Raw genomic sequence first — 16555 nt, 5'->3', positions numbered from 1 at the left:
GCCATCGTCGCGGCATGTCGTAGCTTCAGGCACCCCACGGACTCTGGTACATCATGGCCACTCAAGCAGACGGCAAAACCCCCAACCTGTCGCAGGAAGAGCAGCAGGACGTCGACAAGAACCAGCCGCCCCGCGCGGCGGTTCTTCACGAAATCATCCGTACCCAGGGCGATCAGGAGCTGGAGCGCAGCGTCGCCGCCTTGTGGTGGTCGGCACTGGCGGCTGGACTCACCATGGGCCTGTCGTTAATGGCCATGGGTTTGCTCAATTCCCGCCTGCCGGACGCCGAGGGCTTCAAGGTGATCGCCAGTTTTGGCTATTGCGCGGGGTTTCTGGCGGTGATCCTCGCACGCCAGCAACTGTTCACCGAAAACACCCTGACTGCGGTGCTGCCGGTGATGAGCAAACCCACTCTGGGCAATGCTGCGCGGCTGTTACGGCTATGGACAGTCGTGCTGGTGGGCAACCTGTGCGGCACCTTGCTGGTGGCTTACGTGATGTTGCATTTGCCGATTTTCGATACCAAGACCGACCTGGCTTTCCTCGAAATCGGACGCAAGATCATGGAAAACGACTCGGGTCAGATGTTTGCCAAGGGCATCGTTTCCGGCTGGATGATCGCCACCATGGTGTGGATGATTCCATCGATGGAAAGCGCAAAGATGTGGATCATTATCCTGATCACTTACCTGATGGCGCTGGGTGACTTCACGCATATCGTCGTGGGTTCGGCGGAAGTGTCGTACCTGGTGTTTGCCGGCGAGCTGCCGTGGAAGGATTTCTGGCTGGTGTTTGCCGGGCCGACCCTGGCGGGCAATATCATCGGTGGCAGTTTTATCTTTGCCCTGATCAGCCATGCGCAGATTCGCAGTGAGAGCAGCCTGCCGGGCAAGTCGGCTGCGGATCCGCGGCATCCGCAGCCGGTTGAAAAAGATCAGTGATGCTCGGGCATAGCCTGGGGCTCGCCCCGGGTTACGTGCTTGACCAGCTTGCCGATGCTCAACCCCTGCAACAGGATCGATGACAGCACCACGATGTAGGTGATGCTCAGCAACAAGTCGCGCTCGGGGCCCAACGGCAATGCCAGTGCCAGGGCCACCGAGACACCGCCGCGCAAACCACCCCAGGTCAATATACGGATAGTGCCGCGCGGTACCGTGCGCCAGCGCCGCAGCAGCAGGATCGCCGGGGCCACCGTCAACAGGCGTGAGAGCAGGATCGCCACCGCGAGCAAACTGGCCGCCAATACGTGCAGCCAGTTGAATGGCAACAGCAGCAACTCCATACCGATCAGCGCAAACAGCAAGGCGTTGAGCATGTCATCGAGCAGTTCCCAGAAGCCATCCAGGTAGCGACGCGTCATGTCGTTCATCGCCAGCTTGCGTCCCAGGTTGCCGATGATCAGCCCCGCGACCACCATGGCAATCGGCGCGGATACGTGCAGTTCCGAAGCCATGGCCGATCCGCCGATGACCAGCGCGAGGGTCAGCATCACTTCGATCTGGTGCTGTTCGATGCTCTTGATCATCAGGTACACGAGGTAGCCGATCAGCCCACCGAATGCCACGCCGCCTATGGCCTCGTGGGCAAACAGCATGGCAGTGGCGCCCACGGTGGGCGTCTCGCCCAACTGCGCGATACCCAACAGCACGGTAAACACCACCACGGCGGTGCCGTCATTGAACAGCGACTCGCCGACGATGGTGGTCTTCAGCGGTTTTGACGCATTGGCGGTACGCAGCACGCCGAGCACCGCAATCGGGTCCGTAGGCGAGATCAGCGCGCCGAACAGCAGGCAGTAAAGGAAGCTTACGTGCCAGCCGAACAAGGCGAAGATGTAATAGGCCAGGCTGCCGATCACCACGGTGGCGATCAACACGCCAAAGGTGGCCAGCAGGCCGATGGGCCAGCGGTAGCTGCGCAGGTCGTTCAAGTTGACGTGCAAGGCGCCGGCGAACAGCAGGAATGACAGCATCCAGTTCATCAGCAAGTCGCCGAAGTCGATCTGGCCGATCAATTGCTGGACGCGCTCCTCCAGGCCGGGATAGCCGATAAAGCTCAGGCCCTGCAGGATCAGGGAAAACAGCAGCGCAGTGACCATCACCCCGATGGTCGGCGGCAGGCCGATAAAACGGAAGTTCACATAGGTGAGCAGGGTAGTGAGGCAAATGAAGGCGGCGACAAGTTCAAGCATCCGGGGTCCTTGGGCGGGAAATGTAGGCACACAGGGTGCGCCGAGGCAGTGTTTAGTATAAACAGGTGCAGTTACATCACGAATCAATTGAGGAGGTTCTGGTGGTAGCGACAGCCCTGGTGCTGGTGGCGGCGCTGTTGCATGCGACGTGGAACACCTTGATCAAGTTCAGTGGCGAGCGCCTTTTGGTCATTGCCTGCATGGACAGTGTGGCGTTGCTGTTCGTGGTATTGGCGGTGGGGTTCGTCTCCTTGCCGCCGCTGGACATCTGGCCGTGGCTCATCGCCTCGGCCTTGTTTGAATTGCTCTACCGCTACTTGTTGATCCAGGCGTATCGAGTGGGCGACTTGGGCCTGGTGTATCCGCTGATGCGCGGCTTGTCGCCATTGGTGGTGTTGGTGCTGACGCTGGTATTTGCCGGTGAAGCGCTGAGCACCCAGCAAATCCTCGGGATTTTGCTGATCCCGTTCGGCATGTTGTGCCTGTTGTGGCAAGGCGGTGGTGGCGAGCGCTTGCCGTGGTCGATGCTGCCGGTGGTGTTGCTGATCGGCCTGTGCATCGGCTGCTATACCTTCCTGGATGGGCAGGCACTGCGGCGCTGGTCGCACCCGCTGGATTACCTGGTGTGGCTGACATTGATCAGCGCCTGGCCGTTTCCGTTGCTGGCGCTGGTGCGCAAACGTGCGGCCTTCAGCCTGTTCTGGCGCACCCAATGGCGGTTGGGGCTGAGCGTGGGATTGTGCGTGTTATTGAGCTACGCTTTGGTGCTTTGGGCCATGCAGCTGGGCTCGATCGCCGAGGCGGCTGCGCTGCGGGAAGTCAGCGTGATCCTGGTGGTGCTGTTCGGTATGCGTTACTTGCAAGAACCTTTTGGCCGGCCACGGCTCATAGCTTGTGGGTTGGTGCTGATCGGCATGTTCGTGATGAAACTCTAACCGTCCGATAAATCCAAAAAAGGAATGAGTGATGACAGTCGCTTTCTGGTGTGTGTTGATCGCAATCTTTCTGCCGTATATCTGCACGGGTGTCGCCAAGTTCAGCACAGGCAAGTTCGGACCGCGGCACAACCACGACCCGCGTGCCTTTCTCGATACCGTCGAGGGTGTCGCCAAACGCGCCAACAATGCGCAACTCAACAGCTTTGAAGTGACCCCCGCGTTTGCCGCGGCGGTGATCATCGCGCACATGGCCGGCAACGCGGAGTTGGTGACGATCAATGTGCTGGCGGTGCTGTTTATCACCAGCCGCCTGCTGTACATCATTTGCTACCTGGCCGATTGGGCGATTTTGCGTTCGCTGGTGTGGGCGGTGGGGATGGCGTTGATTGCGAGTTTCTTCTTTGTCTCGATCTAATGCTTGGCTTGACCCCTTGTGGGAGGGGGCAAGCCCTAATACCAGGTTTTTGCAGGAGCGAGCTTGCTTGCGAGAAACCCATAGGTGCCGCGTTTATTCAGGAAGCACGCGTTATCGTTGACGTTTTTCGCGAGCAAGCTCGCTCCTGCAGACATTGGGTTTTCAGGTTCCGGCGGGAGCATCCGGTACTTGCGGTAGCGCCGCGCCTTTGGGCCACAACATCCAGATCTGCCCCTGTTGCTTCATATTCCCTGCCAGCTCGCCCGCCGCATCACCCGTGCCCCAGAACAAGTCTGCCCGTACTTCGCCAGTGATTGCGCCACCCGTGTCCTGGGCCGCGACAGGTCTGGTGATCGGTGAGCCATCGGGTTTGGTGGTCGACAGCCACAGCAAGCTACCCAGCGGGATGACCTTGCGGTCCACTGCCACGCTATAGCCTGCGGTCAAGGGCACGTTCAGGGAGCCGCGCGGGCCTTCGTTACTGTCGGGGCGAGCGCTGAAGAATACGTAGCTGGGGTTGCTCGCCAGCAGTTCGGGAATGCGCTGCGGATGTGCCTTGGCCCAGGCGCTGATGGCGCCCATGGTCACGTCTTCTTTTTTCAGTTCACCTTGCTCTACCAGCCAACGGCCGATTGGACGGTACGGGTAGCCGTTCTGGTCGCCGTAACCTACGCGCAGTTGGCGCCCACCCGCCAGTTGAATACGGCCTGAACCCTGGATCTGCAGGAATTGCAGGTCCATCGGGTCGGTCAGCCAGGCGATCGGCTTGGCGGTGGAGCCCTGGCTGTTGACGGTGCTGGCGTCGTCATAAGGCTTGAGTACCCGACCTTCCAGGCGGCCACGCAGACGCTTGCCTTTAAGCTCCGGGTAGATGCTTTCAAGGTTGACGATAATCAGGTCATCCGGCACGCCGTAGACCGGCACATGGGCGCTGGCGGTTTTGGTCAGGCTGCCGGGGTAGACCGGCTCGTAGTAACCGGTGATCAAACCATTGGGTGTGTTGTTGGCCGAACGCAGGCCGAATACATCCAGGTGTTCCTTGAGAAAGCCGCGAACCGCCACGGCATCGCCCGGTACGCTGGCCGCTGCCGCGCAGGTCGTGCCCCATACCGGGTCGGCCTTGAGGCGCTGGCAGGCGCTGCGCCAGGATTCAAAACCGGCCAGCAAATCGCTGTCGGAGACCACCGGCAAGGCTTCCCAGGGTGCGCTCACATAGGTGGCGACCGCATGGGGTTTGGCTTCTTCCTTGGCGACGTCCTTGCCGGCATCTTTACCTGCATCGCAGCCGGCCAGCAGCGCGATCATTGGCAGAGCCCACGCGAGGCGGCGGCTCCAGGGTTTCGCGGTGATATTCATGTAAGCAATTCCTGAAGCGATTACCCATGCTTCACTGCATTCGGGCAACCCTTATTATTAATAGGGCTATTGGTCTTTGCGGGCGGGGCGAGGATACTGGCCGCCGTTTCCCGTGACCTGAAGCCATCATGATTCTAAAAAAACTGACCGTTGTACTGTTGGCCTGCCTGGCCTTGTCTGCCTGTGGCGGTGTTGACCCCAATTCCCCCCTGGGCCAACGCAAGGCGATCTTCAAGCAAATGCTCAAGACCGGCGAAGACCTGGGCGGTATGTTGCGCGGGCGCATCCCGTTTGACGGCGCCAGGTTTGCCGACGGCGCGGTCAAGCTGGACGCGTTGTCCCATGAGCCGTGGAAGCATTTCCCAAGCGTGCGCGAAGAAGATCACACCAGCGCCAAGGATGATGTGTGGCAAAAGCAGGCACAGTTCCAGCAGATGGCCCGCGACCTGGAGGCGGCCACCGGTGAATTGGTGATCGCCAGCCAAGTGCAACCTTACAAGGCCAGTAACCTTCATCCGGCGGTGCAAAAAGTCGAAGACGCCTGCAGCGCCTGCCATAAACAGTTCCGCGATCACTGATCGTTTTTACTGGTCGAGTTCTTCCACCGCTTCCTGCAGTTCTTTGCGTGACTCGGCCAGTTTGTCCTTACGCTTGTTGATCTTGTCCGGATCGCCTTTTTTCATGGCTTTGTCGAGGTCGGCCTGACGGCGGGAGACTTCGTGCTTGGCGTCAAGCACCTTGTTTTCACGCTCTTTTTTCAAGCCGGCGTCGGTGCAGTGGGTGGTGACTTCAGCCAGGGCTTTTTCCAGGCCGGCCTGTTGGGCGCTGTTGCCATGGGCCTTGGCTTGTTCGATTTGGGTGCTGATGGCCTGGCGTTTGGCGGCGCAGCCGGTGAGCGGTTGCGCTTCTTCGGCAGCCAGCAATGGCGTGGCGGTGAAACTTGCGAGGGTCAGCAAGGCAAAGGGGGCGAGAAATTTCATCTATAAAGCTCCAGGTTCGCAATCAGGGGGGCCGGGCGGGGCTCAAAACCCATCTATTCCGGCCTCGCGTAATGTTTCAGCCAAGGCTTGCACCTGCGGGTCGCGAAAAAACGCGCTCAGTTGCGCGGCACGACCCGGGCCGATGCCGTCTGAGGCCAGCCAGGCTTGGGTGTCTTTGGCGGCCAGCGTCTGCCAGTCGCCTTCCAGGTTGTTGCGCGCCGCTGGCGGTACGCCCAAGGCCTTGAGCCATTGTGAAAAAGGGCGTTGCCGAGCGCTGTTAAAACTGTCGAGCACTCGTTCACGAGTGCGATCACCGAAGCCCTCAATGGTAGCAAGCTGCGCCGCATCCAGGGTTAACCAATCGAGAAAGCCTGCGATTAGACCGGCCTGAATCAATATGTTCCAGGTTTCACGGCCCATATGTGGCAAGGCCAGGCCCTGTTTGCCGCTAAGCCAGGTGAGGCGGGCGAGCAATTGATCTTCGCAGCCGGGGTCCAGTTGCCAGCAACTTAAGGCGTGAAAATCGCGAGGGTTGGGTAGCTGCACGTCCATACGGGTTTCGTTGCGCAGGATCACCTCGTCCAGTCGGGGGATAACCTGGCCCGCCAGGCTGATCGACACATGGTCGCCGGGGCGGATATCCAGGGCTTGCCAGCGTTTCAGGGAACCGACGCTGACCCGGCTGATCTGCCGATCATCCAGCCACACCGGTTCCAGTTCGAGGATGGGGGTGATGCGCCCGGTGCGACCCACCCTGAATTGCACCTTGCGCACCAGTGCCAGGGCTTTGATGGCTGGGTACTTCCAGGCGGCCGTCCAGTAGGGTGCACTGGCTTGCCAGCGCTCGGCGGGTGCCCGCGCAGCCTGGTGCAGCACCACGCCATCGCTGGCGAAAGGCAACGGTGCGTTGTACCAATGCGTGCGCCAATGAGCGGCTTCGCTGATGTGCTCGATGGGGTGGCTATAGCGCTGTGTATCGCTGAAGCCCCATTGCGTCAGGATGGCCAGGCGTTGGGTGAAGTCCGCCGGGCCGTCAGGCCAGGCCCAGACGAACAAACCGATGCCTGCCGCTTCAGCGTCGCTCAATTGTCGCCGGTTCATCAGCCCGGCCACTTTGCTGCGCGCATTGAGCCCACCTTTTATCGATTGCACATGGTGATCAAGGCGCCAGTAAAGTTCACCTTGCAGCACCACATCCACCGCAACCGGCAGGTGTTGGACGATGCCGGGGATCCTGGCGGCCGAGGCCGACCAATCGTGGCCCAGCAGGCCATCGCCTCGGCTGATGAGCTGCTGCAAGCGGCCCTCGCGATAGACGAGCGTCACCGCCACCCCATCGACCTTGGGTTGAATCCATACGTCCTGGCGGGTGGCGAGCCACTCCCTGACTGCCGGTTCGTCCGGCATTTTTTTCACACCGGTGTGAGCAACCGGGTGGCGTAATGTGCCGCGTGAACTGGCCAGCGGGTTATCAGCCTGCGGCGTGGGTTGGTGGGTGCATTCGCGCCAGTGCGCCAGGCGCTGGCGGGCCTGGTCGTAAAGTTCGTCGCTAATGGGGGATTGGCCCTGGCGGTGGTAACTGTCGTCCCACTGGCTGATCTGCCTGGCCAAGTTGTCGAGTTGCGGGTGAGCGTCATCGGGGCACGTTTCTGCCCATGTCCAGCTGGATAAAACACTGAGAAAAAAAGCCATGAACTTATGCATCATGAGCATCCTTGCTCGAAAAGGAATCACAGCCTAAGTCATTCAGGCGCCCATAAAAAAGCCCCGATTGCTCGGGGCTTTTTACCGGGTGTTTCTGTATGCCGCGCGGACGTTTACAGGCCTGCAGCGATACGCAGCTCGTTGGCGCGGTCGGTTTTTTCCCAGGTGAAGGTGCTGAAGGTGTCATCGCCAACAGTCTTCTGCGCAGGGGTGCGGCCGAAGTGGCCGTAGGCTGAGGTTTCCTGATACATCGGGTGCAGCAGGTCGAGCATGGTGGTGATTGCGTACGGACGCAGGTCGAAGATTTCGCGCACCAGCTTGACGATTTTCTCGTCGCTGATCTTGCCGGTGCCGAAGGTGTTCAGCGAGATCGACGTAGGCTGCGCCACGCCAATGGCGTAGGAAACCTGAATTTCGCAGCGCTCGGCCAGGCCGGCGGCGACGATGTTCTTGGCCACGTAACGACCGGCATAAGCGGCCGAACGGTCAACCTTGGACGGATCTTTACCCGAGAACGCGCCACCGCCGTGACGGGCCATGCCGCCGTAGCTGTCGACGATGATCTTGCGGCCGGTCAGGCCACAGTCGCCCACCGGGCCGCCGATGATGAACTGGCCGGTCGGGTTGATATGGAACTGGGTGTCCTTGGTCAGCAACTCGGCAGGCAGCACGTGCTTGACGATCAGCTCCATGACGCCTTCGCGCAGGTCGGCGTAGGACACGTCCGGATTGTGCTGGGTCGACAGTACGACAGCGTCGATACCCACGACTTTGCCGCCTTCGTAACGGCAGGTCACCTGGGACTTGGCGTCCGGGCGCAGCCAAGGCAGTACGCCGGATTTGCGCGCCTCGGCCTGGCGTTGCACCAGCTGGTGCGAGAAGGTGATCGGTGCCGGCATCAGCACGTCGGTTTCGTTGCTGGCATAGCCGAACATCAGGCCCTGGTCGCCGGCGCCCTGATCTTCAGGCTTGGCACGGTCAACGCCCTGGTTAATGTCAGGCGATTGCTTGCCGATGATGTTCATCACGCCACAGGTCGCACCGTCGAAGCCGACGTCGGAGCTGTTGTAGCCAATGTCGGTGATCACGTCACGAACGATCTGTTCCAGGTCGACCCAGGCCGTGGTGGTGACTTCGCCGGCGATGATCGCCACGCCCGTTTTCACCAGAGTTTCGCACGCCACACGGGCGAACTTGTCTTCAGCGATGATAGCGTCCAGCACCGCGTCAGAAATCTGGTCGGCGATTTTGTCCGGATGCCCTTCAGACACGGACTCGGAGGTGAAAAGGGAGTATTCGCTCATCTCGATGTTTTCCTGATATTTACCGATGGTGAGTGTCGCCAGCCGGTCGCTGAAAATGGCGGACCTGAATCTGGAAACCATTACGTAAACCTACATAGAGGCTTTCCCCGGGAACGAGTCCCGCAGCGGTGGCCCAACGGGCCAGATCGTCCTGTTCAAAACCCAGCCAGAGATCACCGCAGGCCTCCTTGGCCCAATTCTGGTTGTGGCTGCATAAATCCGTAACCAGCAGGCTACCGCCGGGGTGCAGCAACCCGGCCATTTGCTTGAGGGCGTCTGCCGGGGCGGCGAAATGGTGCAAGACCATGTTCAGCACCACGCAATCGGCCCGCAGGCTGGTGTCATTCAAGGCGTCGGCCAACTGCAGGTGCACATTGCCCAGGGCTTCGCGCTCACAGAGTTGGCGCGCCAGTTCAAGCATTGCCGGGCTGTTGTCCAGCGCCGTCACCTGCCCGAAACGCCGCGCCAGGTCCGGCAGGAAACCGCCATCGCCAGGCCCGACTTCCACGGCTGTTGCCTCACTACTGAAGCTCAGCTTGTCCAGCAGCGCCAGTACGCTTTCGCGGTACTGCGGCAAGCCGGCGATCAGGTCCTGCTGGGCGCGAAACTTGTCGGCAACCCGGGAGAAAAAGTCCTGGCTGGCGGCGGCCCGTTGCCCATGGACCTGGCCGATGCGTGACTGTACGTCGCTCGGCAGGCCCAGGTTGTCCACTTCCTCAAGCAAGGCGGCGTGCAGTTTGCCGCCCAGTTGTTCGGTATGGGGCAGGGCGCGGCGGTAAAAAATCGCATTGCCTTCGCGGCGGGTGGCGACCAGGTCGGCCTGGGCCAGCACTTTCAAATGGTGGCTCATGCCGGACTGGCCGATGGCGAAGATCTGCGCCAGTTCCAGCACCCCGAACGAATCGTTGGCCAGTGCGCGCAATACGTTCAGGCGCAACGGGTCACCTGCAGCCTTGCAAAGGGCTGCCAGTTCATCGCCGTCGTCAGGACGCAGGGAGGGCACGGGTAGGTTCATAAGGCCAGCAGTCTAGTGATGGGTGTAAATCCCTGCAAGGTCAATATCAAAAAGTTTTGATATTGATCGATAAGTGGTGGTTATAAGTCGCCGCTATAACCTTTAGACGAACCGGTTGAGGGTTTCTGCAACCTATTGCTGCCCAAACCACAGGAAAAACACCTCCAAGTGACTATCTGTGATTGCCCGCAGGCGGTGGCTGAGGGAAAATGCCGGTCCTTTTTTCCGTTTCTTTATAAGTAAACTCCAGGAGATCAGCGATGCCCAGCCGTCGTGAGCGTGCCAACGCCATTCGTGCCCTCAGCATGGATGCCGTGCAAAAAGCCAACAGCGGCCATCCCGGTGCCCCGATGGGCATGGCGGATATCGCCGAGGTACTTTGGCGTGACTACCTGAAACACAACCCGAGCAACCCGTCGTTCGCCGACCGTGACCGCTTCGTGCTGTCCAACGGCCACGGCTCGATGCTGATCTATTCGCTGCTGCACCTGACCGGCTACGACGTCACCATCGACGACCTCAAAAGCTTCCGTCAGCTGCACAGCCGCACCCCGGGCCACCCGGAGTTCGGCTATACCCCGGGCGTTGAGACCACCACCGGTCCTCTGGGCCAGGGCCTGGCCAACGCTGTCGGCTTCGCGCTGGCGGAAAAAGTTCTGGGCGCGCAATTCAACCGCCCTGGCCACGACATCGTCGATCACCACACCTATGTGTTCCTGGGTGATGGCTGCATGATGGAAGGCATCTCCCACGAAGTCGCCTCCCTGGCCGGCACCCTGGGCCTGGGCAAGCTGATTGCCTTCTACGATGACAACGGCATCTCCATCGACGGCGAAGTCGAAGGCTGGTTCACCGATGACACGCCCAAGCGTTTCGAAGCCTACAACTGGCAGGTCATCCGCAACGTCGACGGTCACGATCCGGAAGAAATCAAGATCGCCATCGACACCGCTCGCAAGAGCGCGCAGCCAACCCTGATCTGCTGCAAGACCACCATCGGTTTCGGCTCGCCGAACAAGCAAGGTAAAGAAGACTGCCACGGCGCCCCACTGGGTGACGCGGAAATCGCCTTGACCCGTGAAGCGCTGAAGTGGAACCACGGCCCGTTCGAAATCCCGGCCGACATCTACGCCGAATGGGATGCCAAGGAAAAAGGCCTGGCCACGGAAGCCGAGTGGGACCAGCGTTTTGCGGCCTATTCCGCCGAATTCCCGGAGCTTGCCAACGAACTGGTACGCCGCCTGGCCGGTGACCTGCCTGCCGACTTCTCGGCGAAAGCCTCGGCCTACATTGCCGAAGTCGCGGCCAAGGGCGAGACCATCGCCAGCCGTAAAGCCAGCCAGAACACCCTGAACGCCTTTGGCCCACTGCTGCCTGAGATCCTCGGCGGTTCGGCTGACCTGGCCGGTTCCAACCTGACCCTGTGGAAAGGCTGCAAAGGTGTCTCGGCTGAAGACGCCAGCGGCAACTACATGTACTACGGCGTACGTGAGTTCGGCATGAGCGCCATCATGAACGGCGTGTCCCTGCACGGCGGCCTGGTGCCTTACGGCGCGACCTTCCTGATGTTCATGGAATACGCCCGTAACGCCGTACGTATGGCGGCGCTGATGAAGAAGCGTGTGATCCATGTCTACACCCACGACTCCATCGGCCTGGGTGAAGATGGCCCGACGCACCAGCCGGTCGAGCAACTGACCAGCCTGCGCACCACGCCGAACCTGGATTGCTGGCGCCCGGCCGACGCCGTGGAATCCGCTGTGGCCTGGAAGCACGCCATCGAGCGCAAGGACGGCCCATCGGCGCTGATCTTCTCGCGTCAGAACCTGCAACACCAGGTGCGTACCGACGCGCAGATTGCCGACATCAGCCGTGGCGGTTATGTGCTCAAGGACTGCGTCGGCGAGCCGGAGCTGATCCTGATCTCCACCGGTTCCGAAGTGGGCCTGACCGTTCAAGCCTACGACAAGCTGACTGCCCAGGGCCGCAACGTTCGCGTTGTATCCATGCCGTGCACCAGCGTGTTCGAAGCCCAGGACGCCGGCTACAAGCAATCGGTATTGCCGTTGCAGGTCAGCGCGCGTATTGCCATCGAAGCGGCCCACGCCGACTACTGGTACAAGTACGTGGGCCTGGAAGGCCGCGTGATCGGCATGACCACCTACGGTGAGTCTGCACCGGCGCCAGCGTTGTTCGAAGAATTCGGTTTCACCCTGGAAAACATCCTGGGTCAGGCTGAAGAGCTGCTGGAAGACTAAGTCAGTCTGCGTTGTCTGCACTGGCGCTATCGCGGGCAAGCCCGCTCCCACATTTGGATCGCGGTCTAATGTGGGAGTGGGCTTGCCCGCGATGGCGTCAGAACATTCAACACCGAACTAACCTTGATCGAGAACCCCATGCCCCAACCGCGTCCCTACAAAGTTGCACTCAACGGCTACGGCCGCATTGGTCGTTGCGTCTTGCGTGCTCTGTTCGAGCGAGGGGCGGCAGCCGGGTTTGAAATTGTTGCGATCAACGATCTGGCCGACATGGCCAGCATCGAATACCTGACACGCTTTGACTCCACTCATGGCCGCTTCCCTGGCGAAGTGCGGGTCGACGGCGATTGTCTGCATATCAACGGCGACTGCGTAAAAGTACTGCGCAGTGCCACTCCCGAAGGCATCGACTGGGCGGCGCTGGGCGTCGACCTGGTGTTGGAATGCTCCGGTGCCTATCACACTCGTGCCGATGGCCAGCGTTTTCTCGACGCCGGTGCGCCGCGTGTGCTGTTCTCCCAACCGATGGCCAGCGAGGCGGATGTCGACGCCACCATCGTCTACGGCATCAATCAGGATTGCCTGACCGGCGATGAGCTGCTGGTGTCCAACGCTTCGTGTACCACCAACTGCAGCGTGCCGCTGTTGCGCCTGCTGGATCAGGCGATCGGCCTGGATTACGTGTCGATTACCACGATTCACTCGGCAATGAACGACCAGCCGGTGATCGACGCCTATCATCATGAAGACTTGCGCCGAACGCGTTCGGCGTTCCAGTCGGTGATCCCGGTGTCCACCGGCCTGGCCCGTGGTATCGAGCGACTGTTGCCGGAACTTGCCGGGCGAATCCAGGCCAAAGCCGTACGTGTGCCGACGGTGAATGTGTCTTGCCTGGATATCACCATGCAAACCGTCAGTGACACCGATGCGATGGAGGTCAACCGGATCCTGCGCGACGCCGCCACCAGCGGCCCGCTCAAAGGCTTGCTGGCCTACACCGAGTTGCCCCACGCCAGTTGCGATTTCAACCATGACCCGCATTCGGCGATTGTCGATGCCAGCCAGACTCGCGTTTCCGGCCCGAGGCTGGTGAATATCCTGGCCTGGTTCGACAACGAATGGGGCTTTGCCAACCGAATGCTCGACGTGGCAGAGCACTATCTGCACATCGCCGCTAAACAACCTCAACAGTAATTCAGGAACTGCGACCCATGACCGTGTTGAAGATGACCGACCTCGATCTGCAAGGTAAGCGCGTACTGATTCGCGAAGACCTCAACGTCCCAGTCAAGGACGGTGTGGTTACCAGCGATGCGCGAATCCTGGCCTCGCTGCCGACCATCAAGCTGGCCCTGGAAAAAGGCGCGGCCGTGATGGTCTGCTCCCACCTGGGCCGCCCGACCGAAGGTGAGTTTTCCGCCGAGAACAGCCTCAAGCCGGTAGCCGAGTACCTGAGCAAGGCCCTGGGCCGTGACGTGCCGTTGGTCGCAGACTACCTGGGCGGTGTCGATGTAAAGGCTGGCGACATCGTGCTGTTCGAAAACGTGCGCTTCAACAAGGGCGAGAAAAAGAACAGCGACGAACTGGCCCAGCAATACGCCGCCTTGTGCGATGTGTTCGTGATGGACGCTTTCGGCACCGCTCACCGCGCTGAAGGTTCGACCCATGGCGTGGCCAAGTTCGCCAAGGTGGCCGCTGCCGGCCCACTGCTGGCCGCTGAGCTGGATGCGTTGGGCAAGGCCCTGGGCGCTCCGGCCCAGCCAATGGCTGCCATCGTTGCCGGTTCCAAAGTCTCCACCAAGCTGGACGTACTCAACAGCCTCAGCCAGATCTGCAACCAGTTGATCGTCGGTGGCGGCATCGCCAACACCTTCCTGGCCGCAGCCGGCCATCCGGTCGGCAAGTCCCTGTACGAGCCGGACCTGCTGGATACCGCCCGTGCCATCGCCGCCAAAGTCAGCGTGCCATTGCCGGTGGACGTGGTGGTTGCCAAAGAGTTCGCTGAAACCGCCGAAGCCACCGTCAAGCTCATCGCTGACGTGGCCGCTGACGACATGATTCTGGACATCGGCCCGCAAACCGCGGCCAACTTCGCCGAACTGCTCAAGGCATCCCAGACTATTCTGTGGAATGGCCCGGTAGGCGTGTTCGAGTTCGATCAGTTCGGCAACGGCACCAAAGTGCTGGCCAAAGCCATCGCTGAAAGCTCGGCCTTCTCCATCGCCGGCGGCGGTGACACCTTGGCGGCTATCGATAAATATGGCGTTGCTGAGCAGATCTCCTACATTTCTACCGGTGGCGGCGCCTTCCTCGAATTCGTCGAGGGCAAGGTTCTGCCGGCCGTGGAAGTGCTGGAAACCCGGGCCAAGGGTTAAGGCTCGCGTGATCAGGAAAAGGAGCGTTCCCATGATCAAGTCGTTGGCATTGGTGATCGCAGCGGGCCTGTTGGCCGGCTGCGGCAGCACACCTGGCGCGGCGCCGGAGGCGGACAACGCCAAGGCGCCGTTGAACAAAAGCTGTTACCAGGCTGACTGGCAAGCCGAGACCATGCCGGTGATCAACAAGCGCATCGGCAACGAACGGCTGGAGAAATACGACTCCGCGCCCAACGGTCAGGAACAGGGTTGCCCTTGACGGGTCTGATCCACTAACCCACAGCAACGGCGACCCCAGGTCGCCCTGCGAGGATTGGCAATGAAAGGCGTTTTCGCCCTGGCAGCCTTGGCCCTGTTGGCCGGTTGCAGCAGCATGAACATGTTCGACAAGGCCGAACCGGCTGACAAATGGACCACCTGGACCTGCGACAGCAAGGCTGAGGTCAACTGGCGCTTTGCCAATCAGGCACGTTCAGAGGTGGATGTACGTCTCGGCGGTTCTGACCAGGTACACCGCCTCAAGCAAGACGTGGCGGCCTCGGGTGTGCTGTACAGCGACGGCCAACTGGCGTTTCACACCAAGGGTGAGGAAGGCCTGGTGTACTGGGTGGCCACCGATGATTTGATTGGGCGCGGCTGCAAAGCCAACTGAGAATACGATCTGAAGTCCAATGAGATCAAAATGTGGGAGCTGGCTTGCCTGCGATTGCGGTGGGTCAGCAAAGCCAATATCGACTGGTTCTCCGCCATCGCAGGCAAGCCAGCTCCCACATTGACCTGCTTCACAGTGGCACTAGCGCTAAGCCACACCAGCAATAACGATTCAGCAGCTCAGGCTCAACCCCTTGATCTGCAATAACTTGAATAGCAGCCGCCGCTACGGCAGGCTTGCACGATTAACGACCCTCGACCGGGAGAGACAACACAATGGCACTTATCAGCATGCGTCAAATGCTGGACCACGCAGCCGAGTTCGGCTACGGCGTCCCAGCCTTTAACGTCAACAACCTTGAGCAGATGCGCGCCATCATGGAAGCCGCTGACAAGACCGACTCCCCTGTGATCGTCCAGGCTTCGGCCGGTGCGCGCAAATACGCTGGCGCCCCGTTCCTGCGTCACCTGATCCTTGCGGCCATCGAAGAATTCCCGCACATCCCGGTGTGCATGCACCAGGACCACGGCACCAGCCCTGATGTGTGCCAGCGCTCCATCCAACTGGGCTTCAGTTCGGTGATGATGGACGGCTCCCTCGGCGAAGACGGCAAGACCCCAACCGACTACGAGTACAACGTACGCGTGACCCAACAAACCGTGGCCATGGCTCACGCCTGCGGCGTTTCGGTTGAAGGCGAGCTGGGCTGCCTGGGTTCGCTTGAAACCGGCATGGCCGGCGAAGAAGACGGCATCGGCGCCGAAGGCGTGCTGGATCACAGCCAGATGCTGACCGACCCGGAAGAAGCTGCAGACTTCGTCAAGAAGACCCAGGTCGATGCTCTGGCCATCGCCATCGGCACCAGCCACGGCGCCTACAAGTTCACCAAGCCACCTACCGGCGACGTGCTGGCGATCGACCGCATCAAGGAAATTCACAAGCGCATCCCTAACACCCACCTGGTGATGCACGGCTCCTCCTCGGTACCGCAAGAGTGGCTGGCGATCATCAACCAGTACGGCGGTGACATCAAAGAAACCTACGGCGTACCGGTTGAAGAAATCGTCGAAGGCATCAAGTACGGCGTACGCAAGGTCAACATCGACACCGACCTGCGCCTGGCATCCACCGGTGCGATGCGTCGCCTGATGGCCACCAACCCGAGCGAGTTCGATCCGCGTAAATTCTTCGGCGCTACCGTGACGGCCATGCGCGATGTGTGTATCGCACGTTATGAAGCCTTCGGTACTGCGGGTAATGCTTCGAAGATCAAGCCGATCTCGTTGGAAGCGATGTACCAGCGGTATTTGAAAGGTGAGTTGAACGCCAAGGTGAATTAAGCCTTATGCATAATAAAAGAGCCC

At 60.5% G+C, this 16555-nt stretch carries 16 protein-coding genes; 10 read left to right on the top strand and 6 right to left on the bottom strand.

Features of this window, described 5'->3' with window-relative positions; all coding sequences use genetic code 11:
- Positions 1 to 53 precede the first annotated feature (53 nt).
- A complete protein-coding gene (locus tag JFT63_RS13150; protein ID WP_057702155.1) occupies positions 54 to 941 on the top strand; it encodes a formate/nitrite transporter family protein in 888 nt (295 codons plus the stop codon).
- Here the strand turns inward: JFT63_RS13150 and JFT63_RS13145 are convergent.
- On the bottom strand, positions 935 to 2194 hold the full coding sequence (locus JFT63_RS13145) for a cation:proton antiporter (RefSeq protein ID WP_057702156.1): 1260 nt from the start codon (positions 2192 to 2194) through the stop codon (positions 935 to 937). The two genes, JFT63_RS13150 and JFT63_RS13145, sit on opposite strands and share 7 nt — an antisense overlap.
- A 101-nt stretch (positions 2195 to 2295) precedes the next feature.
- Here JFT63_RS13145 and JFT63_RS13140 point away from each other — a divergent pair, with 101 nt between their 5' ends.
- A complete protein-coding gene (locus JFT63_RS13140) occupies positions 2296 to 3129 on the top strand; it encodes an EamA family transporter (protein ID WP_198706643.1) in 834 nt (277 codons plus the stop codon).
- Positions 3130 to 3160: 31 nt separating this feature from the next.
- Positions 3161 to 3547, top strand: a complete 387-nt coding sequence (locus JFT63_RS13135) for an MAPEG family protein (RefSeq protein ID WP_198706642.1) — start codon at positions 3161 to 3163, stop codon at positions 3545 to 3547.
- Between the two features lie 162 nt (positions 3548 to 3709).
- On the opposite strand, the gene mltA is transcribed toward JFT63_RS13135, so the two are convergent.
- Entirely contained in the window at positions 3710 to 4903 is a 1194-nt protein-coding gene (mltA, locus tag JFT63_RS13130; RefSeq protein WP_198844119.1) for a murein transglycosylase A, read from the bottom strand.
- A 128-nt stretch (positions 4904 to 5031) separates the two neighbouring features.
- On the opposite strand from mltA, the gene JFT63_RS13125 reads away from it, so the two are divergent.
- Complete coding sequence (locus tag JFT63_RS13125) at positions 5032 to 5481, top strand: c-type cytochrome (protein ID WP_057702160.1); 450 nt, start codon at positions 5032 to 5034, stop codon at positions 5479 to 5481.
- A gap of 6 nt (positions 5482 to 5487) precedes the next feature.
- On the opposite strand, the gene JFT63_RS13120 is transcribed toward JFT63_RS13125, so the two are convergent.
- The 4 genes from JFT63_RS13120 to JFT63_RS13105 form a co-directional block, all read right to left on the bottom strand.
- Positions 5488 to 5883, bottom strand: a complete 396-nt coding sequence (locus JFT63_RS13120) for a DUF1090 domain-containing protein (RefSeq protein WP_198844118.1) — start codon at positions 5881 to 5883, stop codon at positions 5488 to 5490.
- A gap of 42 nt (positions 5884 to 5925) precedes the next feature.
- Positions 5926 to 7590, bottom strand: coding sequence for an NAD-dependent DNA ligase LigB (ligB, locus tag JFT63_RS13115; protein ID WP_198844117.1), 1665 nt, complete (start codon positions 7588 to 7590; stop codon positions 5926 to 5928).
- 110 nt (positions 7591 to 7700) lie between these two features.
- Positions 7701 to 8891: a methionine adenosyltransferase gene (gene metK / locus JFT63_RS13110; protein WP_198844116.1), complete on the bottom strand. Its 1191-nt coding sequence runs from the start codon at positions 8889 to 8891 to the stop codon at positions 7701 to 7703.
- A 19-nt stretch (positions 8892 to 8910) separates the two neighbouring features.
- Positions 8911 to 9906, bottom strand: coding sequence for an ArsR/SmtB family transcription factor (locus JFT63_RS13105; protein WP_186560269.1), 996 nt, complete (start codon positions 9904 to 9906; stop codon positions 8911 to 8913).
- Positions 9907 to 10166: 260 nt separating this feature from the next.
- On the opposite strand from JFT63_RS13105, the gene tkt reads away from it, so the two are divergent.
- The 6 genes from tkt (at position 10167) to fba (ending at position 16531) form a co-directional block, all read left to right on the top strand.
- On the top strand, positions 10167 to 12164 hold the full coding sequence (tkt, locus tag JFT63_RS13100; RefSeq protein WP_057702165.1) for a transketolase: 1998 nt from the start codon (positions 10167 to 10169) through the stop codon (positions 12162 to 12164).
- A gap of 138 nt (positions 12165 to 12302) precedes the next feature.
- Positions 12303 to 13358 (top strand): erythrose-4-phosphate dehydrogenase, encoded by a 1056-nt coding sequence (gene epd / locus JFT63_RS13095; protein WP_057702166.1) that lies wholly within the window; start codon positions 12303 to 12305, stop codon positions 13356 to 13358.
- Positions 13359 to 13375: 17 nt separating this feature from the next.
- A complete protein-coding gene (locus JFT63_RS13090; RefSeq protein ID WP_057702167.1) occupies positions 13376 to 14539 on the top strand; it encodes a phosphoglycerate kinase in 1164 nt (387 codons plus the stop codon).
- Positions 14540 to 14570: 31 nt separating this feature from the next.
- Positions 14571 to 14798, top strand: coding sequence for a hypothetical protein (locus JFT63_RS13085; RefSeq protein WP_198844115.1), 228 nt, complete (start codon positions 14571 to 14573; stop codon positions 14796 to 14798).
- 60 nt (positions 14799 to 14858) lie between these two features.
- Positions 14859 to 15191 (top strand): MliC family protein, encoded by a 333-nt coding sequence (locus JFT63_RS13080; protein ID WP_057702169.1) that lies wholly within the window; start codon positions 14859 to 14861, stop codon positions 15189 to 15191.
- 275 nt (positions 15192 to 15466) lie between these two features.
- Positions 15467 to 16531, top strand: coding sequence for a class II fructose-bisphosphate aldolase (gene fba / locus JFT63_RS13075; RefSeq protein WP_003177554.1), 1065 nt, complete (start codon positions 15467 to 15469; stop codon positions 16529 to 16531).
- The last annotated feature ends 24 nt before the right edge of the window (positions 16532 to 16555 follow it).

The sequence above is a fragment of the Pseudomonas sp. MF7453 genome, from assembly GCF_016405455.1.
GTDB lineage: Bacteria > Pseudomonadota > Gammaproteobacteria > Pseudomonadales > Pseudomonadaceae > Aquipseudomonas > Aquipseudomonas paralactis.
The sequence above is the reverse complement of the archived record's forward strand: the minus strand, read 5'-3'. Positions and strand labels throughout refer to the sequence as shown.

Bases quoted from the DNA above. Each gene is read 5' to 3' on its own strand.
- JFT63_RS13125 (WP_057702160.1), top strand. From the start codon at position 5,032: ATGATTCTAAAAAAACTGACCGTTGTACTGTTGGCCTGCCTGGCCTTG.
- JFT63_RS13135 (WP_198706642.1), top strand. From the start codon at position 3,161: ATGACAGTCGCTTTCTGGTGTGTGTTGATCGCAATCTTTCTGCCGTAT.
- mltA (WP_198844119.1), bottom strand. From the start codon at position 4,903: ATGAATATCACCGCGAAACCCTGGAGCCGCCGCCTCGCGTGGGCTCTG.
- JFT63_RS13085 (WP_198844115.1), top strand. From the start codon at position 14,571: ATGATCAAGTCGTTGGCATTGGTGATCGCAGCGGGCCTGTTGGCCGGC.
- JFT63_RS13080 (WP_057702169.1), top strand. From the start codon at position 14,859: ATGAAAGGCGTTTTCGCCCTGGCAGCCTTGGCCCTGTTGGCCGGTTGC.
- metK (WP_198844116.1), bottom strand. From the start codon at position 8,891: ATGAGCGAATACTCCCTTTTCACCTCCGAGTCCGTGTCTGAAGGGCAT.
- tkt (WP_057702165.1), top strand. From the start codon at position 10,167: ATGCCCAGCCGTCGTGAGCGTGCCAACGCCATTCGTGCCCTCAGCATG.
- ligB (WP_198844117.1), bottom strand. From the start codon at position 7,590: ATGATGCATAAGTTCATGGCTTTTTTTCTCAGTGTTTTATCCAGCTGG.
- JFT63_RS13105 (WP_186560269.1), bottom strand. From the start codon at position 9,906: ATGAACCTACCCGTGCCCTCCCTGCGTCCTGACGACGGCGATGAACTG.
- JFT63_RS13090 (WP_057702167.1), top strand. From the start codon at position 13,376: ATGACCGTGTTGAAGATGACCGACCTCGATCTGCAAGGTAAGCGCGTA.
- JFT63_RS13145 (WP_057702156.1), bottom strand. From the start codon at position 2,194: ATGCTTGAACTTGTCGCCGCCTTCATTTGCCTCACTACCCTGCTCACC.
- JFT63_RS13150 (WP_057702155.1), top strand. From the start codon at position 54: ATGGCCACTCAAGCAGACGGCAAAACCCCCAACCTGTCGCAGGAAGAG.
- JFT63_RS13120 (WP_198844118.1), bottom strand. From the start codon at position 5,883: ATGAAATTTCTCGCCCCCTTTGCCTTGCTGACCCTCGCAAGTTTCACC.
- fba (WP_003177554.1), top strand. From the start codon at position 15,467: ATGGCACTTATCAGCATGCGTCAAATGCTGGACCACGCAGCCGAGTTC.
- epd (WP_057702166.1), top strand. From the start codon at position 12,303: ATGCCCCAACCGCGTCCCTACAAAGTTGCACTCAACGGCTACGGCCGC.